This window comes from Streptomyces sp. NPDC059895 (genome assembly GCF_042731035.1).
Taxonomy (GTDB): domain Bacteria; phylum Actinomycetota; class Actinomycetes; order Streptomycetales; family Streptomycetaceae; genus Streptomyces.
The window spans coordinates 168,632-184,650 of record NZ_JBHWKO010000015.1 but is presented as its reverse complement, the minus strand read 5'-3'; the positions used below and the strand labels follow the sequence as shown (position 1 = coordinate 184,650).

Annotated in this window: 13 protein-coding genes and 1 pseudogene; 6 read left to right on the top strand and 8 right to left on the bottom strand. The window is 74.6% G+C overall.

Annotated features, from left to right (window positions below; genetic code table 11):
* Window positions 1-8 precede the first annotated feature (8 nt).
* Window positions 9-1,232, bottom strand: a complete 1,224-nt coding sequence (locus tag ACFV9M_RS19740; RefSeq protein WP_385064583.1) for a cation:proton antiporter — start codon at window positions 1,230-1,232, stop codon at window positions 9-11.
* A 4-nt stretch (window positions 1,233-1,236) separates the two neighbouring features.
* Entirely contained in the window at window positions 1,237-1,722 is a 486-nt protein-coding gene (locus ACFV9M_RS19735; RefSeq protein ID WP_385064585.1) for a cation:proton antiporter regulatory subunit, read from the bottom strand.
* A gap of 261 nt (window positions 1,723-1,983) precedes the next feature.
* Between ACFV9M_RS19735 and ACFV9M_RS19730 the strand changes: the two are divergent.
* The 3 genes and pseudogenes from ACFV9M_RS19730 to ACFV9M_RS19720 form a co-directional block, all read left to right on the top strand.
* A pseudogene (locus ACFV9M_RS19730) lies at window positions 1,984-2,907 on the top strand (histidine kinase); the annotation flags it as partial.
* Between the two features lie 251 nt (window positions 2,908-3,158).
* On the top strand, window positions 3,159-3,929 hold the full coding sequence (locus ACFV9M_RS19725; protein ID WP_385064587.1) for a response regulator: 771 nt from the start codon (window positions 3,159-3,161) through the stop codon (window positions 3,927-3,929).
* A gap of 161 nt (window positions 3,930-4,090) precedes the next feature.
* Window positions 4,091-4,918, top strand: a complete 828-nt coding sequence (locus ACFV9M_RS19720) for an alpha/beta fold hydrolase (protein WP_385064590.1) — start codon at window positions 4,091-4,093, stop codon at window positions 4,916-4,918.
* Between the two features lie 136 nt (window positions 4,919-5,054).
* Here ACFV9M_RS19720 and ACFV9M_RS19715 read toward each other — a convergent pair whose 3' ends face one another.
* The 6 genes from ACFV9M_RS19715 to ACFV9M_RS19690 all read right to left on the bottom strand — a co-directional run bounded on the left by ACFV9M_RS19715 (window position 5,055) and on the right by ACFV9M_RS19690 (window position 12,495).
* Entirely contained in the window at window positions 5,055-6,008 is a 954-nt protein-coding gene (locus ACFV9M_RS19715; RefSeq protein WP_385064592.1) for an anti-sigma factor RsbA family regulatory protein, read from the bottom strand.
* Window positions 6,005-6,877 carry an MEDS domain-containing protein gene (locus ACFV9M_RS19710; RefSeq protein ID WP_385064594.1) on the bottom strand — a complete coding sequence of 291 codons (873 nt, stop codon included), beginning with the start codon at window positions 6,875-6,877 and terminating at the stop codon, window positions 6,005-6,007. The genes ACFV9M_RS19715 and ACFV9M_RS19710 overlap by 4 nt, the downstream gene beginning before the upstream one ends.
* An 81-nt stretch (window positions 6,878-6,958) precedes the next feature.
* Entirely contained in the window at window positions 6,959-7,357 is a 399-nt protein-coding gene (locus tag ACFV9M_RS19705; protein WP_385064597.1) for an STAS domain-containing protein, read from the bottom strand.
* Between the two features lie 7 nt (window positions 7,358-7,364).
* Window positions 7,365-7,544, bottom strand: coding sequence for a hypothetical protein (locus ACFV9M_RS19700; protein WP_385064600.1), 180 nt, complete (start codon window positions 7,542-7,544; stop codon window positions 7,365-7,367).
* A gap of 287 nt (window positions 7,545-7,831) precedes the next feature.
* On the bottom strand, window positions 7,832-8,143 hold the full coding sequence (locus ACFV9M_RS19695) for an STAS domain-containing protein (RefSeq protein ID WP_385064602.1): 312 nt from the start codon (window positions 8,141-8,143) through the stop codon (window positions 7,832-7,834).
* Window positions 8,143-12,495: a SpoIIE family protein phosphatase gene (locus tag ACFV9M_RS19690; protein ID WP_385064605.1), complete on the bottom strand. Its 4,353-nt coding sequence runs from the start codon at window positions 12,493-12,495 to the stop codon at window positions 8,143-8,145. Before ACFV9M_RS19690 ends, ACFV9M_RS19695 begins: the two co-directional genes overlap by 1 nt.
* 447 nt (window positions 12,496-12,942) lie before the next feature.
* Here ACFV9M_RS19690 and ACFV9M_RS19685 point away from each other — a divergent pair, with 447 nt between their 5' ends.
* The 3 genes from ACFV9M_RS19685 (at window position 12,943) to ACFV9M_RS19675 (ending at window position 15,792) form a co-directional block, all read left to right on the top strand.
* Window positions 12,943-13,311, top strand: coding sequence for an STAS domain-containing protein (locus ACFV9M_RS19685; protein WP_385064608.1), 369 nt, complete (start codon window positions 12,943-12,945; stop codon window positions 13,309-13,311).
* 85 nt (window positions 13,312-13,396) lie between these two features.
* Window positions 13,397-14,926 (top strand): tRNA (N6-isopentenyl adenosine(37)-C2)-methylthiotransferase MiaB, encoded by a 1,530-nt coding sequence (gene miaB, locus ACFV9M_RS19680; protein WP_385064611.1) that lies wholly within the window; start codon window positions 13,397-13,399, stop codon window positions 14,924-14,926.
* Window positions 14,927-15,075: 149 nt separating this feature from the next.
* Window positions 15,076-15,792 (top strand): class III extradiol dioxygenase subunit B-like domain-containing protein, encoded by a 717-nt coding sequence (locus ACFV9M_RS19675; protein ID WP_385064613.1) that lies wholly within the window; start codon window positions 15,076-15,078, stop codon window positions 15,790-15,792.
* Window positions 15,793-16,019: the final 227 nt, after the last annotated feature.

The following is a 16,019-nucleotide window of genomic DNA, read 5'->3' as shown; positions in this document are numbered from 1 at the left end:
CCGTCCGCTCAGTCCCCCACGCGTGACCCGGCCCCTACCTCGGCCGGCGGCCGGGCCGGGCCCTGGGGCGTGCCCCGGCGTCGTGTCCACCACGTCGCCAGCGGTTCCGTGTAGCGGGCGGTGAGCGGTCCAACGACGACCAGGATCAGGACGTACGCCGTGGCCAGCGGGCCCAGCGAGGGCTCGATGCCGGCGGTGACCGCCAGCCCGGCGATGACGATCGAGAACTCGCCGCGCGCCACCAGCGCCCCGCCCGCGCGCCAGCGGCCCCGGACCGAGATCCCGGCGCGCCGGGCCGCCCAGTAACCGGTGGCGATCTTCGTCGCGGCGGTGACGACGGCAAGCGCGAGGGCCGGCAGCAGCACCGGCGGGATGCTCGCCGGATCCGTGTGCAGCCCGAAGAAGACGAAGAAGACGGCGGCGAACAGGTCCCGCAGCGGACTCAGCAGCGTGTGCGCGCCCTCGGCGACCTCCCCGGACAGCGCGATGCCCACCAGGAAGGCGCCCACCGCCGCCGACACCTGGAGCTGCTGCGCCACACCGGCGACCAGGATCGTCAGACCCAGGACGACGAGGAGCAGTTTCTCCGGGTCGTCGCTCGACACGAACCGGGAGATGACCCGGCCGTAGCGCACCGCCGCGAACAGCACGAGACCCGCGACGCCGAGCGCGATCGCCAGGGTGACGCTGCCGGCCGCGAACCCGACCCCCGCCACCAGCGCGGTGACGATCGGCAGGTAGACGGCCATCGCCAGGTCCTCCAGCACGAGGACGCTGAGGATGACCGGGGTCTCCCGGTTCCCGACCCGGCCCAGGTCGCCCAGCACCTTGGCGATGACCCCGGACGACGAGATCCAGGTGACGCCGGCGAGGACCACGGCGGCCACCGGCCCCCAGCCGAGCAGCAGCGCGGCGGCCGCACCCGGCAGGGCGTTCAGGGCGCAGTCCACGAGACCGGACGGATAGTGCGCCTTGAGGTTGGAGACCAGATCGCTCGCCGTGTACTCCAGGCCGAGCATGAGCAGCAGCAGGATGACGCCGATCTCGGCGCCGATGGCCACGAACTCCTCGCTCGCGCCGAGCGGCAGCAGCCCGCCCTCACCGAAGGCCAGACCGGCCAGCAGGTACAGGGGGATGGGCGAGAACTGGAAACGGGCCGCGAACCGGCCGAGCAGGCCGAGGCCCAGGATGATGGAACCGAACTCGATCAGCAGGACGGCGGAGGAGTGCACCGGTTCACCCCCGCCCGAGTATCGCCGCGGCCGCGTCCACGCCCTCGCGGGTGCCGATGACGATGAGGGTGTCACCGCCCGCCAGCCGGAAGTCCGGTGCCGGGGACGGGATGGCCTCGGCCCGCCGCAGCACCGCCACGATCGAGGCGCCGGTCTCCGTGCGCATCCGGGTCTCGCCCAGCAGCCGCCCGTTCCAGCGCGAGGTCGCGGTCACCTCGACGCGCTCGGCGACCAGCCCCAGGTCCGTGGTGTACAGCAGGCTCGCGCTGTGGTGGGAGGGCTTGAGCGCGTCGATCAGCGCGCCGGCCTCGGAGCCGGTCAGCCGCAGGGACTGGGCGCAGGAGTCCGGGTCGTCGGCGCGGTACACGCTCACCGTCCGGTTGCCGTCGCGGTGCGCCACCACGGACAGGTGCCGTCGCTCCCGCGTCACGAGGTCGTACTGGACGCCGATCCCTGGCAGCGGGGTCGTGCGAAGACGCGGAGCAGACACGTTTCTTCTCCTTGTGAGAGTGGGGGTCGACGTCGTGGTCGACGGGGTGCCGGTGTGGTCGTGTTCCCTGGGCCGGGGTTCCGTCGCGGCCGACCGCCCACGGGTGCCCGGAGCAGCCATGCTGCCATCCCCCCGTACGGTGGCGACATGGGTGTCGCGACGGATGGACAGGGCCGGTGCAGGACGGAGAGGCTGGTCACGGCGGTGCCATGGACGAGGACCCGGCGGACGGCGGGGCCCGGGAGAGGAGGAACCGCGCACGTGTCGCTGTTCTGGCGGATCTTCGCCCTCAACGCCGCCGGCCTCGTCGTGGCCACCGCGCTGCTCCTCGGGCCGATCACCGTCTCCACGCCCGTGCTGCCCGGCGAGGTGCTCGTCGTGGTGGCGGGCCTGGCCGCGCTGCTCGCCGTCAACGCGGTCGTGCTGCGCGTCGGGCTGGCCCCGCTGGCGCGGCTGGGCCGGGCCATGGCCGGCGCCGACCTGCTGCACCCCGGCGCCCGGGCCGTCGTCTCCGGGCCGGTGGAGACGGCCGAACTGATCACGACTTACAACGCCATGCTCGACCGGCTGGAGGCCGAACGCGCCACCAGCGCCGCCCGGGCCCTGTCCGCGCAGGAACGCGAGCGTCACCGCATCGCCCGGGAACTCCACGACGAGGTCGGCCAGACCCTCACCGCCGTCCTCCTCCAGCTCAAGCGCGTCGCCGACCGCGTCCCCGAGGGACTGCGCGAGGAGGTGGGCCAGGCGCAGGAGGCCACCCGCGCCGGCCTCGACGAGATCCGCCGCATCGCCCGGCGCCTGCGCCCCGGCGTCCTCGACGAACTCGGCCTGACGAGCGCCCTGCGCTCTCTCGCGGCCGAGTTCACCACCCACGGGCTGACGGTCCGGCGCGACCTGCCGGGCGGCCTGCCCCCGCTGACCGAGGAGACGGAACTGGTGCTGTACCGCGTCGCCCAGGAAGCCCTCACCAACACCGCCCGGCACTCCGGCGCCGACCGCGCCGACCTCAGCCTCCGCCCGGTCGCCGGCGGCGTGGAACTCCTCGTCCGGGACAACGGCACCGGTCTCGGCCCCGCGGCCGAGGGCGCCGGCATCCGCGGCATGCGCGAACGGGCCCTGCTGGTCGGAGCCACGCTCACCCTGACGTCCGGCGCGGACGGCGGGACGGACGTACGGCTGCGGATCGGGCGGGCCGGGACGGGGGAGGGCCGGGGCATCGGCACGGGGGAGGGCCGGGGCATCGGCACGGGGGAGGGCCGGGGAACCGGCACGGGGGAGGGCCGGGGCATCGGCACGGGGGAGGGCCGGGGAACCGGCACGGAGGGGTACCTGCCCGCGGACACGGGATGCGGTGTCGCGGCCGTCGGCCGTGGGGCGGGCGGGCGCCGGGCCGCCGCCCTGCGTGAACGTCCCGCGGCCACCCCTGGCGGCCGCCGGTGACCCCCGACAGGCCGTCGCCCCCGCCCGCCCCTCCTGCCCCATCCGTTCCTTCTGCCCCATCCGTTCCTTCTGCCTCGCCGGTTCCTGCCGCCTCGCCGGTTCCTGCCGCCCCGCCGGTCCGGGTGCTCCTCGCCGACGACCACACGCTGGTGCGCCGGGGCGTGCGGCTCATCCTCGACGGCGAACCCGACCTGACGGTCGTGGCCGAGGCCGGGGACGGGGCCGAGGCCGTCGAGCGGGCCCGGGCCGGCGACGTCGACCTGGCCGTCCTCGACATCGCGATGCCCCGCACCACCGGGCTCCAGGCGGCCCGGGAACTCTCCCGCCGCCTCCCCGACCTGCGCATCCTCATCCTCACGATGTACGACAACGAGCAGTACTTCTTCGAGGCGCTCCGGGCCGGCGCCGGCGGCTACGTCCTGAAGTCGGTCGCCGACCGCGACCTCGTCGAGGCGTGCCGGGCGGTCATGCGCGACGAGCCCTTCATCTACCCGGGCGCGGAACGGGCGCTCGTACGCTCCTATCTCGAGCGGCTGCACCGGGGGCACGGCGTCGACGGGCTGCCCGAGCGGCCCATCACCGAACGCGAGGAGGAGATCCTCAAACTCGTCGCCGAGGGCCACACGTCGAAGGAGATCGGCGCGCTCCTCTTCATCAGCGCGAAGACGGTCGAGCGGCACCGCGCCAACCTCCTCCGGAAGCTGGGCATGCGCGACCGTCTCGAACTCACCCGCTACGCCATTCGGGCGGGTCTGATCGACCCCTGAGTGCTCCTCGCCGCCCCGGGCCACGCCCCGGGTTGCGCCCCCGACAGGGACCGGGACCATCGAAGGGTGGGGGCGTCCGGCACGGCACCGCGCAGGCGCCATGCGGTCCGCCGAGCGGGGCGGCGGCCGGTATCCGTGCCCGAGGAAAGGAACGAGAGCCCATGCCCGTCTGCACCACCCGTGACGGCGTCGAGATCTTCTACAAGGACTGGGGCCAGGGGCGTCCCGTGGTGTTCCTCCACGGATGGCCGCTCAACGGCGACGCCTGGCACGACCAGCTGAAGGCGGTGGCCGACGCGGGCTACCGCGGCGTCGCCCACGACCGCCGCGGACACGGGCGTTCCACCCCGGTGTGGGACGGCTACGACTTCGACACCTTCGCGGACGATCTCGGAGATCTCCTCACCGCACTCGATCTGCGCGACGTCACGCTCGTCGCCCACTCCATGGGCGGCGGCGAGCTGGCGCGCTACATCGGCCGCCACGGCACGGGCCGGATCCGCTCCGCCGTCCTCCTGTCCGCCGTGCCACCGGTCCTGGTGAAGTCGGACACGAACCCCGGGGGTGTTCCGCAGGACGTCCTCGACGGGATCAAGGCGGGCATCCTGAACGAGCGCTCGCAGTTCTGGAAGGACACCGCGGAGGGCTTCTTCTCCGCCGGCCGGCCCGGCAGCAGGGCCACGCAGGGAAACAAGGACGCCTTCTGGTACATGGCCATGGCGCAGACCGTCGAAGGCGGTGTCCGCTGCGTCGACGCCTTCGGCCACACGGACTTCACCGACGACCTCAAGGCGTTCGACGTCCCCACCCTCGTCGTGCACGGCGACGACGACCAGGTCGTGCCCATCGACGCCACCGGGCGCAGGTCGGCGCGGATCGTCCCGAACGCCGAGCTGAAGGTGTACGAGGGCGGCTCGCACGGCATCGCGATGGTTCCCGGCGACAAGGAGAGGTTCAACCGGGACCTCCTGGAGTTCCTCGAGAAGTAGTCCCGGACACCCGACGGCATCGGCGTCGCCGGCCTCCGGCGGCGGCCGGAGGTGACGTCGCCGGGCTGGTCCGCGGGGTGCGGCCGCCGCGCCGACGGCACCCACCGGCGCCGGCCGCCCCGACGCGGCCGCGCCGTCAGTCCAGTGCCATGTGCAGGCGGACGACCAGGCCGGACGGCGGCGTCCGGATCTCCACCAGGTCGCAGAGCTGGTGCATCATCCACACGCCCCGGCCGCCGGCCGCGGAGAGGGCGCTGGGCCGGCGCCGGCCCAGGAGCGGGTCGGTCACCCGGCCGCGGTCCCGGGTCTCGGCGACGAGGAAGCCGGGCGTGCGCCACAGCCGCAGGGTGCCCCGCCCGCCGCCGTGGCGCACCGAGTTGCTGGTCGCCTCGTTGACCGCCAGCAGCCAGTCGGTGCGGCGCCGCGGTGACAGGGCCGCCGTCCCGGGCCAGTCCCCGGCGGCGGCGCGCACGTCGGCCAGGTCGTTCTCGCCGAAGCGCACCACGACCGCGTCCTCGGGTTCCGGCAGCGGGGTGTCGCAGTCACGGCACACCTCGTACGGGTCGGTGTGGTCCGGACTGGGCCGGCAGGCGCCGGGCCGGCCGACGGCCGGGTGGGTCCGGCGCGCCTGCGCCAGCACCCGCTCGGGCAGCGCGCGGTCGTAGGGGCACAGGACGGTGGCGTGGCGGTCGGCGAAGGCGAGGTTGACCAGTGCCTCGTGGCGGGCGGCCTCGCGTGCCTCCGCCGGGGTGCGCCCCACCCAGACCGGCTCGACCACGAGGGACGGGCGCCGGCCCGCGTGCCGGTCGGCGAACTCGTGGAGCAGCGACAGGATGCGCCCGGGGTTGCGCCCGGCCTGCCGCAGGTCGACCCAGGTCACCTCCGGGAGACCGGCGCCGAGCGCCTCCCGGAGCAGCCGCAGGCGTCCGCCGGGCACGGCGACCAGCAGGGGACGGCCACGCATCGCCTCGGAGCGGGCGAACTCCCCGACGCCGTCCAGGTAGTCCTCCTCCGAGGTGTAGAGGAAGGCCGGGTGCCGGAAATCGACGTCCTGGCTCCGCTCGGACGGCGCCCGGGTGTACGTCGTCATCGGTCGCCCACCTCCAGGCCGCGGCCCAGCTCGGGGAAGAGCTCCAGCATGCGCGTGAGGGCCGGCGGGGCACCGAGGACCCGCACGGGTGTCCCGGAGGTCCGCCGTGCCGCCGCGCGGGCGATGCCGGCCAGCGCCGCGATGTCGAGGTGGTCGAGATCCGACAGGTCCAGCGTCACCTCCCGCGCCGGGGACGCGGTGAGGGCGGCCGCCGCGGAGGCGGTGACACGGCGGCCCTCGTACCCGGCCGACCCGGACAGCCGCACGCCCGGCCGGTCGGTCAGGGGAGCGGCCGACAGACCCGGCGCGCGGTCGTCGCCGGCCGTGCCCCGCCGGGTCAGGTGTGCCGCCGTCAGGACCCGCGGATCGTCGCGGGGGAGCAGTCGCCGGTCGTAGAAGCACCACGCGGTCAGGGGGAGGCGGTCGATGACCTCGTGGTGGATGCGCAGCTCGTACTCCATCAGGCGCTCGGCGCCGGCCACGCCCCTGGCCCCCCACGACATCTCGCCGATCGCCCGCAGCCCCCGGTGCCCCCGTGCCGCTGCCGCCTCGACGGCCCCGTGCCACAGGCCGATCATCGCGTCGGGGTCGAAGCGCGGGCCGGCCAGACACGTCCCGGCGGCGGGCGTCACCACCAGCTGTCCGCGCCGTACGGCGGACGGGGCGTCCACGCCGTGGTCGGTGAGCGTGCGCAGCACCCGGCCGGGATCGGTGCTGTCCGCGAAGTACCGCACCTGCTCGCCCCGGTCCAGCCCCCTCCCGACGAAGGCGACGAGATGGCCGGCCCACTCGGCGTCGGTGGAGAACACCACGGCGACATGCCGGTCCGCGGCCGCCTCGCGGCCGGCGGAGACGGACGCACCCCGCATCGGAACCATCTTCCCCCTGCCGGTGCACCGGGCCGAAGCGTCACAGCGGTCCACCAGCCTACCGACGCCCCGGCGCGGGCGTCAGAGGGAGGTTCCGCCCCCGGTGTCCGCACCGCCGGGCGAACCGTCGGCGCTCCGCCCGGCCAGCGCGTCGGCCACCGTGGCGTGGACCGGCAGGATCAGGGAGAGACCGGTCATGGTGATCATGCGCTCCAGACGGTCGGGAACCGCGGCCAGGCCGAGCGAGCCGCCCGCCCCCTCGGCCGCGTGCCACAGCCCGATGAGCGTGCTGAGACCGGTGGAGTCGAAGAAGTCGACCCACGCCAGGTCCAGGACGAGATGTACGGTGCCCCCTTCGAGGAGGGCCAGCGCGCGCGAACGCAGCGCCGGGGCCGTGTGCAGGTCGACGTCTCCGGTGACGGCGAGGACGGCGAGGTGTTCGTCGAGGTGCTGGACGGTCACCTGGAGGGTGTCGGTCACGCGGTCATCACTCCTGGCCGAGGTGCGGGGGCGCTGCGGTGGTGTGGGCGGGGGCGGGGGTGGGGGTGGTGGCGGTGGCGCCTTCGTCGGCGGGGGCCGCGGCCGAGAGGAGCTCGTCCCGGGCGTCCGGCGCGGGCCGCGGGAGCCGCCCGGGCGCCGGGCCGACCGCCGGAGCCTGCTCCGTCATCGCGTTCTCCTCGTCCTTCGCGGTACTGCCCGAGCAGTACCGGAACCCGAGCACCCTAAACGGAACATCTGTCCGACTGCCAGGACGCCCGGGCTACCCTCACCGGCGCGGCGGCCCCTCCCGGCGCGTCCGGCGCCGACGGCCGCACCGGACCGCGCCCGTCCCCCGGCCACTGTCCCCCGGTCACCGTCTCCCGGTCACCGTCTCCCGGTCACCGTCTCCCGTCACCGTCTCCCGGTCACCGTCCCCCGGTCACCGTCCCCCGGCCACCGTCCCCCGGTCACCGGTCACCGCGGCGGCGCGTCGTCCGGGTCCGGGCCCCGGACGGTGGTCAGCCCGGCGAGACCCGAGACGGTGAGGACGGGCTCCAGCAGCTCGGTGGCGATGAGCACCAGGCGGTCCGCGTGCGCGAAGAGCACGCTCAGCCCGGCGCTGTCCAGGTACTCCACCGCGGTCAGGTCCAGGACGAGGGGGCCGGAGGTCGCGTCGAGGGCGTCGGCCAGGGCACCGATGTTGCTCATGTCGATCTCCCCGGCGGCCACGAGCCGGGCGGTGCCGTCCGGACCCCGGCCGGGGGTGAGAACCAGAGGGGTGGTCATCAGGCGATCCTCATCTGCATGTCGACGGTGGTGCCGGACGGGCCGGGGGTGATGGTGACGTGCTGCATCATGGCGCGCATCAGCAAGACACCACGGCCGCGGTGGGGGTTGAGCTCGGGCCGCGGGGTCTTCCACCGGCCGCTGTCGGCGACCGTCAGACGCAGGTCGTCGACGAAGGCCTCGGCGCGCAGGCGCACCGCCTCCCCCGGGGCGTGCCGGTGGCCGTGTTCGATGGCGTTGGCACACGCCTCACCGGCGGCCACGAGGACGTTCTGCACGGTGTTCGGGGACAGGCCGCACTGCGCGAGCCAGCCGCGCAACGTTTTGCGGACCGGCGCGAGCTGCGACGACTCGGCCGGGAAGGTCATCTCCAGCGGCGACGGGTGACGGTAGAGGAGCAGGGCGACGTCGTCGTCGTAGCCTCCGGCCGGCGCGAGCTGTGCCATCACCCGCGTGGCCAGTTCGTCGACGGGCACGTTGCGGCCCTGCTGCACCGCGCGGCCGGCCAGGTCGATGCCGACGTTGAGCGAGCGCCGGCGGCGCTCGACGAGCCCGTCGGTGTACAGCAGCAGCGTGGCCCGCGCCGGCAGCGTGCACTCGCCCTCCGGACGCGGCCGGCCCGGGCGTACGGCGAGGGGCAGGGAACGCCCGTCGTCCAGGAGCCGGATGGTGCCGTCGGGGTGGGTGAGGATGCCCGGCGGATGCCCCGCGCTGGAGTAGGTCAGCAGCCCGGTCTCGGGGGAGAGCACGCCGCAGAAGACGGTGGTGCACATCGCGCCCGTGACGCCCGCGGCGAACTGGTCGAGGGCCATCAGCGTCCGGGAGGGACTGGAGTACTGGAGCATCAGGGCACGGCAGGCGCTGCGCAGCTGGCCCATGACGGTCGCCGCCTCCAGACCGCGCCCGACGCAGTCGCCGACGACGATGCCGATCCGTCCGTCCGGCAGCGTGACGGTGTCGTACCAGTCGCCGCCCACCTCCAGGGGCCGGGTCGCGGGCTCGTAGCGGACGGCGAAGCCGTCGGGGAGCCGGGACGGCCCGAGGATGGCGCGCTGAAGGGCGATCGCGGTCTCCCGCTGCTGGTCGATCTGGTGCGCCCGCACCAGCCCCTGCGCGAGGTGGCCGGCCAGCAGCGACAGCAGCAGGTGGTCCTCCCGGGTGAAGGGCCGGTGTTCGCCCAGGTCGACCCAGAGGGCCAGCGGGCCGTCGGGGTGTTCCAGCAGGACGCCGGCCCCGGTGCCCTCGGCGACCGGGGTGAGCGGGGTCCGGTCGCGCAGAGCGGCCAGCGCCTCCCGCCGCGCGGCCGGCAGCTCCTCCCACCGCCGTGGCGGGTCCGTCGCCGTCAGCGCCGGTACGGCCCCCTTGCCGAAGACCGCGGCCACGACATGCCGGGCCCGCCACAGGCCCTTCAGCTCCTCCAGGGCACCCGACAGGGCCTCCGGCAGACTGGACGCCAGCGACAGGGAGGTGCTCAGCGCGGCCAGGGCCGTCTCGCGCTGGACGGCGTAGTGCTCGGCGGTGACGTCGCGGAAGGTGCCGACGATGACGCCGCTCCCGGAGTCGGGGTCCTCGACCCGGGCGAAGGTGACCGTCACCCACAGCCGGTGGCCGTCGCGGTGGCTGACCGGGACGGTGTAGGAGCCCCGGGCGCGTTCCAGCAGCCCGGCGAACGCCTCCCGGGTCCGCCGGTGCGCCTCGGGATCGGCGTCGGCGTCCGGCCACCACGGGTGGACCGGCGGGTACGGCACGCCCTCGGGACCGTAGCCGAGGATGTCGGTGAACGCGCTGTTGATCTCCACGACGGCCCCGGCCTCGTCGCAGACGAAGAACGCCTCCTGGAGGGAGTCGACGAGCGCCGTCCGCCAGCGGGCGTGATGGGTGCGCAGCCGCGCCAGTTCGACGTTGGCCCGCACCCGGGCGAGGAGCTCCGCGGCGGCGAACGGCTTGACCAGGTAGTCGTCCGCGCCCGCCCGCAGACCCTCGATCGACGCCTCCTGCCCGGCCCGGGCCGACAGCAGCAGCACGGGCACGGAGGCCGTGCGCGGATCGGCGCGCAGCCTCTCCACCAGCCCCAGGCCGTCCAGACCCGGCATCATCACGTCGCTGACGACGAGATCGGGGGCGTCGCGGCGGACGGACCGGAACGCCTCGAGACCGTCGCCGGCGGGGGTGACGTCGTAGCCCGCCCCGGCGAGCATCCGCGTCAGGTACTCGCGCATGTCCGCGTTGTCGTCGGCGACCAGCACCCGGACCCGGGCCCCCTGCCCCGCGGCCCGCGGCGCGCCGGAGCCTTCCCCGGCCTCCGCCGCGGTGCCGCCGGCCGGTCCGCCGGAGTGCGTGCCGGAGTCCTGGCCGGGCAGCCAGCGCAGCGCCTCCTGCACATACGGCGCGGCGGTACGGGAGTCGGTGGTGCCGGAATCGGTGGTACCGGTTTCGGTGGTACCGGCTTGCGTAGTACCGGAGTCGGCGGTACCGGTTTCGGTGGTACCGGAGTCGGCGGTACCGGTTCTGGTGGTACCGGAGTCGGCGGTACCGGTTCCGGCGGTGCCTGCTTCGGCGGTACCGGATCCGGTGGCACCGTCCGCCTCCGGCACCACCGACTCGGCGGGCAGATGGGCCCTGCCGAACGGCAGCCGGATGGTGAAGCGGGTGCCCGCACCCTCGGTGCTCTCGGCGGTTATGGTGCCGCCGTGCAGCCCCACCAGCTCCTGCACCAGGGCCAGCCCGATGCCGCTGCCCTCGTTCGAACGGGAGCGGGCGTTCTCGATGCGGTGGAACCGCTCGAACAGCCGCGGCATCTCCGCCTCCGGCACCCCCGTGCCGCTGTCGGCCACGGTGACCACGGCCTGCCCGTCCTCACCCCGCACGCTCACCCGGATCCCGCCGTCGAAGGTGAACTTCAGGGCGTTGCTGAGGAGGTTGAGGACCACCTTCTCCCACATGCCGCGGTCGAGGTACACCGGCTCGGCCGGCGACCGGCAGTCGACGTCGTAGGCCAGCCCGGCCTTCTCGACCGCCGAGCGGAAGACGCTGGCCAGCTCGGCCGTCACGGCGGCCAGGTCGACCGGCTCGTACCGGGCCTGCATCCGGCCGGCCTCTATGCGGGAGAAGTCCAGCAGCGTGTTGACCAGCTTGCCCAGCCGCAGCCCGTTGCGGTGGACGACGTCGAGTTCCTGCCGCACCTGCGCGTCGGCCGCGTCGGCGAGCCGGCCGCGCAGCTCCTCGACCGGCCCCATGATCAGCGTCAGCGGGGTGCGGAACTCATGGCTGATGTTGGAGAAGAAGGCGGTCTTCGCCCGGTCCAGCTCGGCCAGCTCCTCCGCCCGCCGCTGCTGCGCCTCGTAGCTGCGGGCGCTGCCGATGCCGGACGCGATGTGACCCGCGGTCAGCTCGACGAAGCTGCGGTAGCCCGCGTCCAGTTCGCGGTAGCGGTTGAGCGCCGCCACCAGGAAGCCGTAGGGCGTGCCGCCCTGCTGGATCAGCGGGACCACGAGCGCCTGTACGGGCGGTTCGGGCCAGTCACCGCGGGGCAGGTCGGCGAACGCATCGCCGGCGAGCGGCACGAGCCTCGTCCCGCCCTCGGTCAGGGCCGCGACCGGCCACACCGCGTCCGGGGCGTCGGCGGCGAGGACCGCCGGTGCGGCCGGGTGGCCGGCCGGGACACCGGCCGCACCGGCGAGCCGGGCGGCCCCCTCGTCGAACAGATAGGTCAGGGTGAAGGGCAGGTCCTGCCGGTTGCGGGCCAGTTGCCGGTCGACGAAGGCCAGCACCTCCTGCTCGGTGCGGATGACGCTCGGGTCGGACCCCAGGTCCCGCAGCGTGGCCATCCGCCGCTCGCCGATCACCCGTTCGGTGTCCTCGCTGACCACGCACAGCATGCCGACCACGTCACCGGCGTCGTCCCGCAACGGGCTGTAGGAGAACGTGTGGTAGGTCTCCTCGGGGTAGCCGGACCGCTCCAGGAACAGCAGCAGCCCCTCGTCCCAGGTGGCCTCACCCGTGCCGAGCACCGAGTCGATGCGCGGGCCGATGTCGTCCCAGATCTCCGCCCACACCTCGTTCGCCGGACGACCCAGCGCCCACGGGTACTTGCTCCCCAGCGTGTCGCGCCGGTAGGCGGCGTTGCAGAAGAACGTCAGCCGCTCGCCCCAGGCCATCCACATCGGGAACCGGGAGGAGAGCAGGATGCTCACCGCCGTCCGCAGGCTCTGCGGCCATCCGCCGGGCGGGCCGAGGGGGGTGGCCGCCCAGTCCACCCGGGCGAGATCCGCGCCGACCTCCCGGTCTGCGGCGAACACATCGCCTCCGGCCGCCGACGGCGGCCTGGGCACAGCGTCGTCCGAACGCGCCACGCGACACCCTCCCGTTCTGCCGGTCCACCCCCGGCACCCTCGCCGTACCGACCGCGCGGGGACGCCGACCGCGCCCCGGCCGGCACACGACGGACCGCCGCACCTCCGCGTCCGCCGCCGACGGACCGCCGCACCTCCGCGTCCGCCGCCGGCGGAGAGCGACACCGCCTCTCCGCCCGGCCGACGGCCTCCTCGCTCCGGCCCGTGCCCGTACCGTCACCGCGCCCCCGGAGGTCGTGCTGCCGGTGATCTCGGCGAGGCTCTGTACGGGCTGTTGACGACCGATAGAGTAATCCAGCCGGTCGGGGAACCCGGTGCGCGTCAAGGGGGAAGGCCGATCCGCAGGGAATCGGGGACACACGGTCCCGGACCGTGCGCCGGCACCCCGGCCGCCGGACCCGCCCCCCCCCCGGCGTACCCCATCGCGGCGGCCGGGCAGGAGACAGGGTGACTGAGGCAGAGGGCCCGCTGGCCGTGGAGATCACCCCGCAGTCCGACTCCGCGGGTCCCGTGGTGCTGCGCGTCACCGGTGATCTGGACCACTACACGGGCCCCGGGCTGCGCCTGGCCGTGGACGAGGTGCTGCGGAGCCCGGGCACGGGGGTCGTCGCCGATCTGTCTGGCCTGGACTACTGCGACTCCACCGGACTGACCGAGATCATCAGGGCCTTCCACCGCGCCGAGGCGGCGGGCGTGACCTTCTCGGTCGCGGGGCTGACCCCCGCCCTGGACCGGCTCTTCCGGATCGCGGGACTCGACGAGCTGTTCCCCCTCCACCCGGCCGTCCAGGACGCCGTCGACGCCCTCGGCCGCTGAACGCCCGGCCGGACGCCGAGGGGGGCACCGCGTGGGTCCCCACTCGGCAGCGGGCCCGCTCCCCGGGACCGCCTACCCTTGAGCCATGACCAGCAGCAGCGACCGGAGCCCGGCAGTGGACGTTCCAGCACCCAAGAGCTACGAGATCCGCACCTACGGGTGCCAGATGAACGTCCACGACTCCGAGCGGTTGTCCGGACTGCTGGAGGAGGCCGGCTACGTCCGCGCCCCCGAGGGGTCCGACGGCGACGCGGACGTCGTCGTCTTCAACACCTGCGCCGTCCGCGAGAACGCCGACAACCGGCTGTACGGCAACCTCGGCCGGCTGGCGCCGAAGAAGGCGGGCCGGCCGGGCATGCAGATCGCGGTCGGCGGCTGCCTCGCGCAGAAGGACCGCGACACCATCGTGAAGAAGGCGCCCTGGGTGGACGTCGTCTTCGGCACCCACAACATCGGCAAGCTGCCGGTCCTGCTGGAACGCGCGCGCGTGCAGGAGGAGGCGCAGGTCGAGATCGCCGAGTCGCTGGAGGCGTTCCCGTCGACCCTGCCGACCCGCCGCGAGAGCGCGTACGCCGCCTGGGTCTCGATCTCCGTCGGCTGCAACAACACCTGCACCTTCTGCATCGTGCCGGCGCTGCGCGGCAAGGAGAAGGACCGCCGCCCCGGCGACATCCTCGCCGAGGTGGAGGCCCTGGTCGCCGAGGGCGTCTGCGAGATCACCCTCCTCGGCCAGAACGTCAACGCGTACGGCTCCGACATCGGCGACCGCGAGGCCTTCAGCAAGCTGCTGCGCGCCTGCGGGACCATCGACGGCCTGGAACGCGTCCGCTTCACCTCCCCGCACCCGCGCGACTTCACCGACGACGTGATCGCCGCCATGGCGGAGACGCCCAACGTGATGCCGCAGCTGCACATGCCGCTCCAGTCCGGCTCGGACACCGTCCTGAAGGCGATGCGCCGCTCCTACCGCCAGGAGCGCTACCTCGGGATCATCGAGAAGGTCCGCGCCGCCATCCCGCACGCGGCGATCACCACCGACATCATCGTGGGCTTCCCCGGCGAGACCGAGGAGGACTTCGAGCAGACCCTGCACGTCGTGCGCGAGGCCCGCTTCTCCCAGGCGTTCACCTTCCAGTACTCCAAGCGTCCCGGCACCCCCGCCGCGACCATGGAGAACCAGATCCCCAAGGCGGTCGTCCAGGCGCGCTACGAGCGTCTCGTCGCCCTCCAGGAGGAGATCTCCTGGGAGGAGAACAAGAAGCAGGTCGGCCGCACCCTGGAGCTGATGGTCGCCGAGGGCGAGGGCCGCAAGGACGGCGCCACCCACCGCCTCTCCGGGCGGGCCCCCGACAACCGCCTGGTCCACTTCACCAAGCCGGAGAAGGAGGTGCGCCCCGGCGACGTGGTCACCGTCGAGGTCACCTACGCCGCCCCGCACCACCTCCTCGCCGAGGGCGCCGTCCTCGGCGTGCGCCGCACCCGCGCGGGGGACGCCTGGGAGAAGCGCACCGCGGAGAAGGCGGCCAAGCCGGCGGGCGTCATGCTCGGCCTGCCCCGCGTCGGCACCCCCGCCCCGCTCCCGGTGGCCACCGGCAGCGGCTGCGGCTGCGACTGACGGGGGCGTGCGCGCCCGCCCCCGGGGCGGACACGGCAGGCACGGCCGCACGGCAGGTGGACACGGCACGGCCGGCTCACCGACGTACGGCCGACCGTCCGGACGTACTGATCGCGGGGTGACGACGGGCGGGGACTACGCTGCCGGTCATGCTTGTCGCCGCCGCTGTCTGCCCCTGCCCGCCCCTGCTCGTGCCCGAGGTCGCCGCGGGTGCCGCACCCGAGCTGGACGCCGCGCGCGCCGCCTGCTCCGACGCGCTCGGCGTGCTCGCCGCGGCACGGCCGGACCGGCTCCTGGTCGTCGGACCCGCCGACGAGTCGGATCGGGGCACCTATACGGAGGGCACACGGGGCTCGTTCCGGGGATTCGGCGTGGATCTCGCCGTACGGCTCGGACGCGGCAGCGGGGAGCCGGTGGCCGAGCGCGAGCTGCCGTCCTCGCTCGCCGTCGGCGCCTGGCTGCTGACGCGGCACGGGTGGCCGAAGATCCCGGTCGAGGGACTCGGCGTGGCGCCGCAGCTCGCACCCGAACGGTGCGCCGGGACCGGCCGGGAGATCGGCGCCCACCCGGGGCGGACCGCGCTGCTGGTGCTGGGCGACGCCAGCGCGTGCCGCACGCTGAAGGCGCCGGGCTACCTCGACGAACGCGCGGCGCCCTTCGACGCGGAGGTCGCGCGGGCCCTCGGCGCCGCGGACCTCCCCGCGCTCATGGCGCTCGACGCCGGACTGGCACGCGAGCTGAAGGCCGCGGGCCGGGCCCCCTGGCAGGTGCTCGCGGGCGCGGCCGAGGGCACGGACCTCGCGGGCACACTGCTGTACGAGGACGCGCCGTACGGCGTCGGATACGTGGTCGCGGCCTGGTCGTGACGTCGCTGGACGAGCGTTCAGGGACGGCCGTTGCCGGGTGGGGCCGGACGGTGCACGGCCGTTCCCCGGGCGGCCGTTCCCCGGGCGGTCGTCACTGGACGGTCGTCCCCGGGCGGTCGGACGGGGGGCGGCCGCGGGGGGGGGGGCGGGGGGGCCGCCCGCCGGGGGGGCGCGGGGGTGGCGGGTCTGGGGGTGGGCTGGGGGGCGGGAGGAAGGCGGGCGTGGTG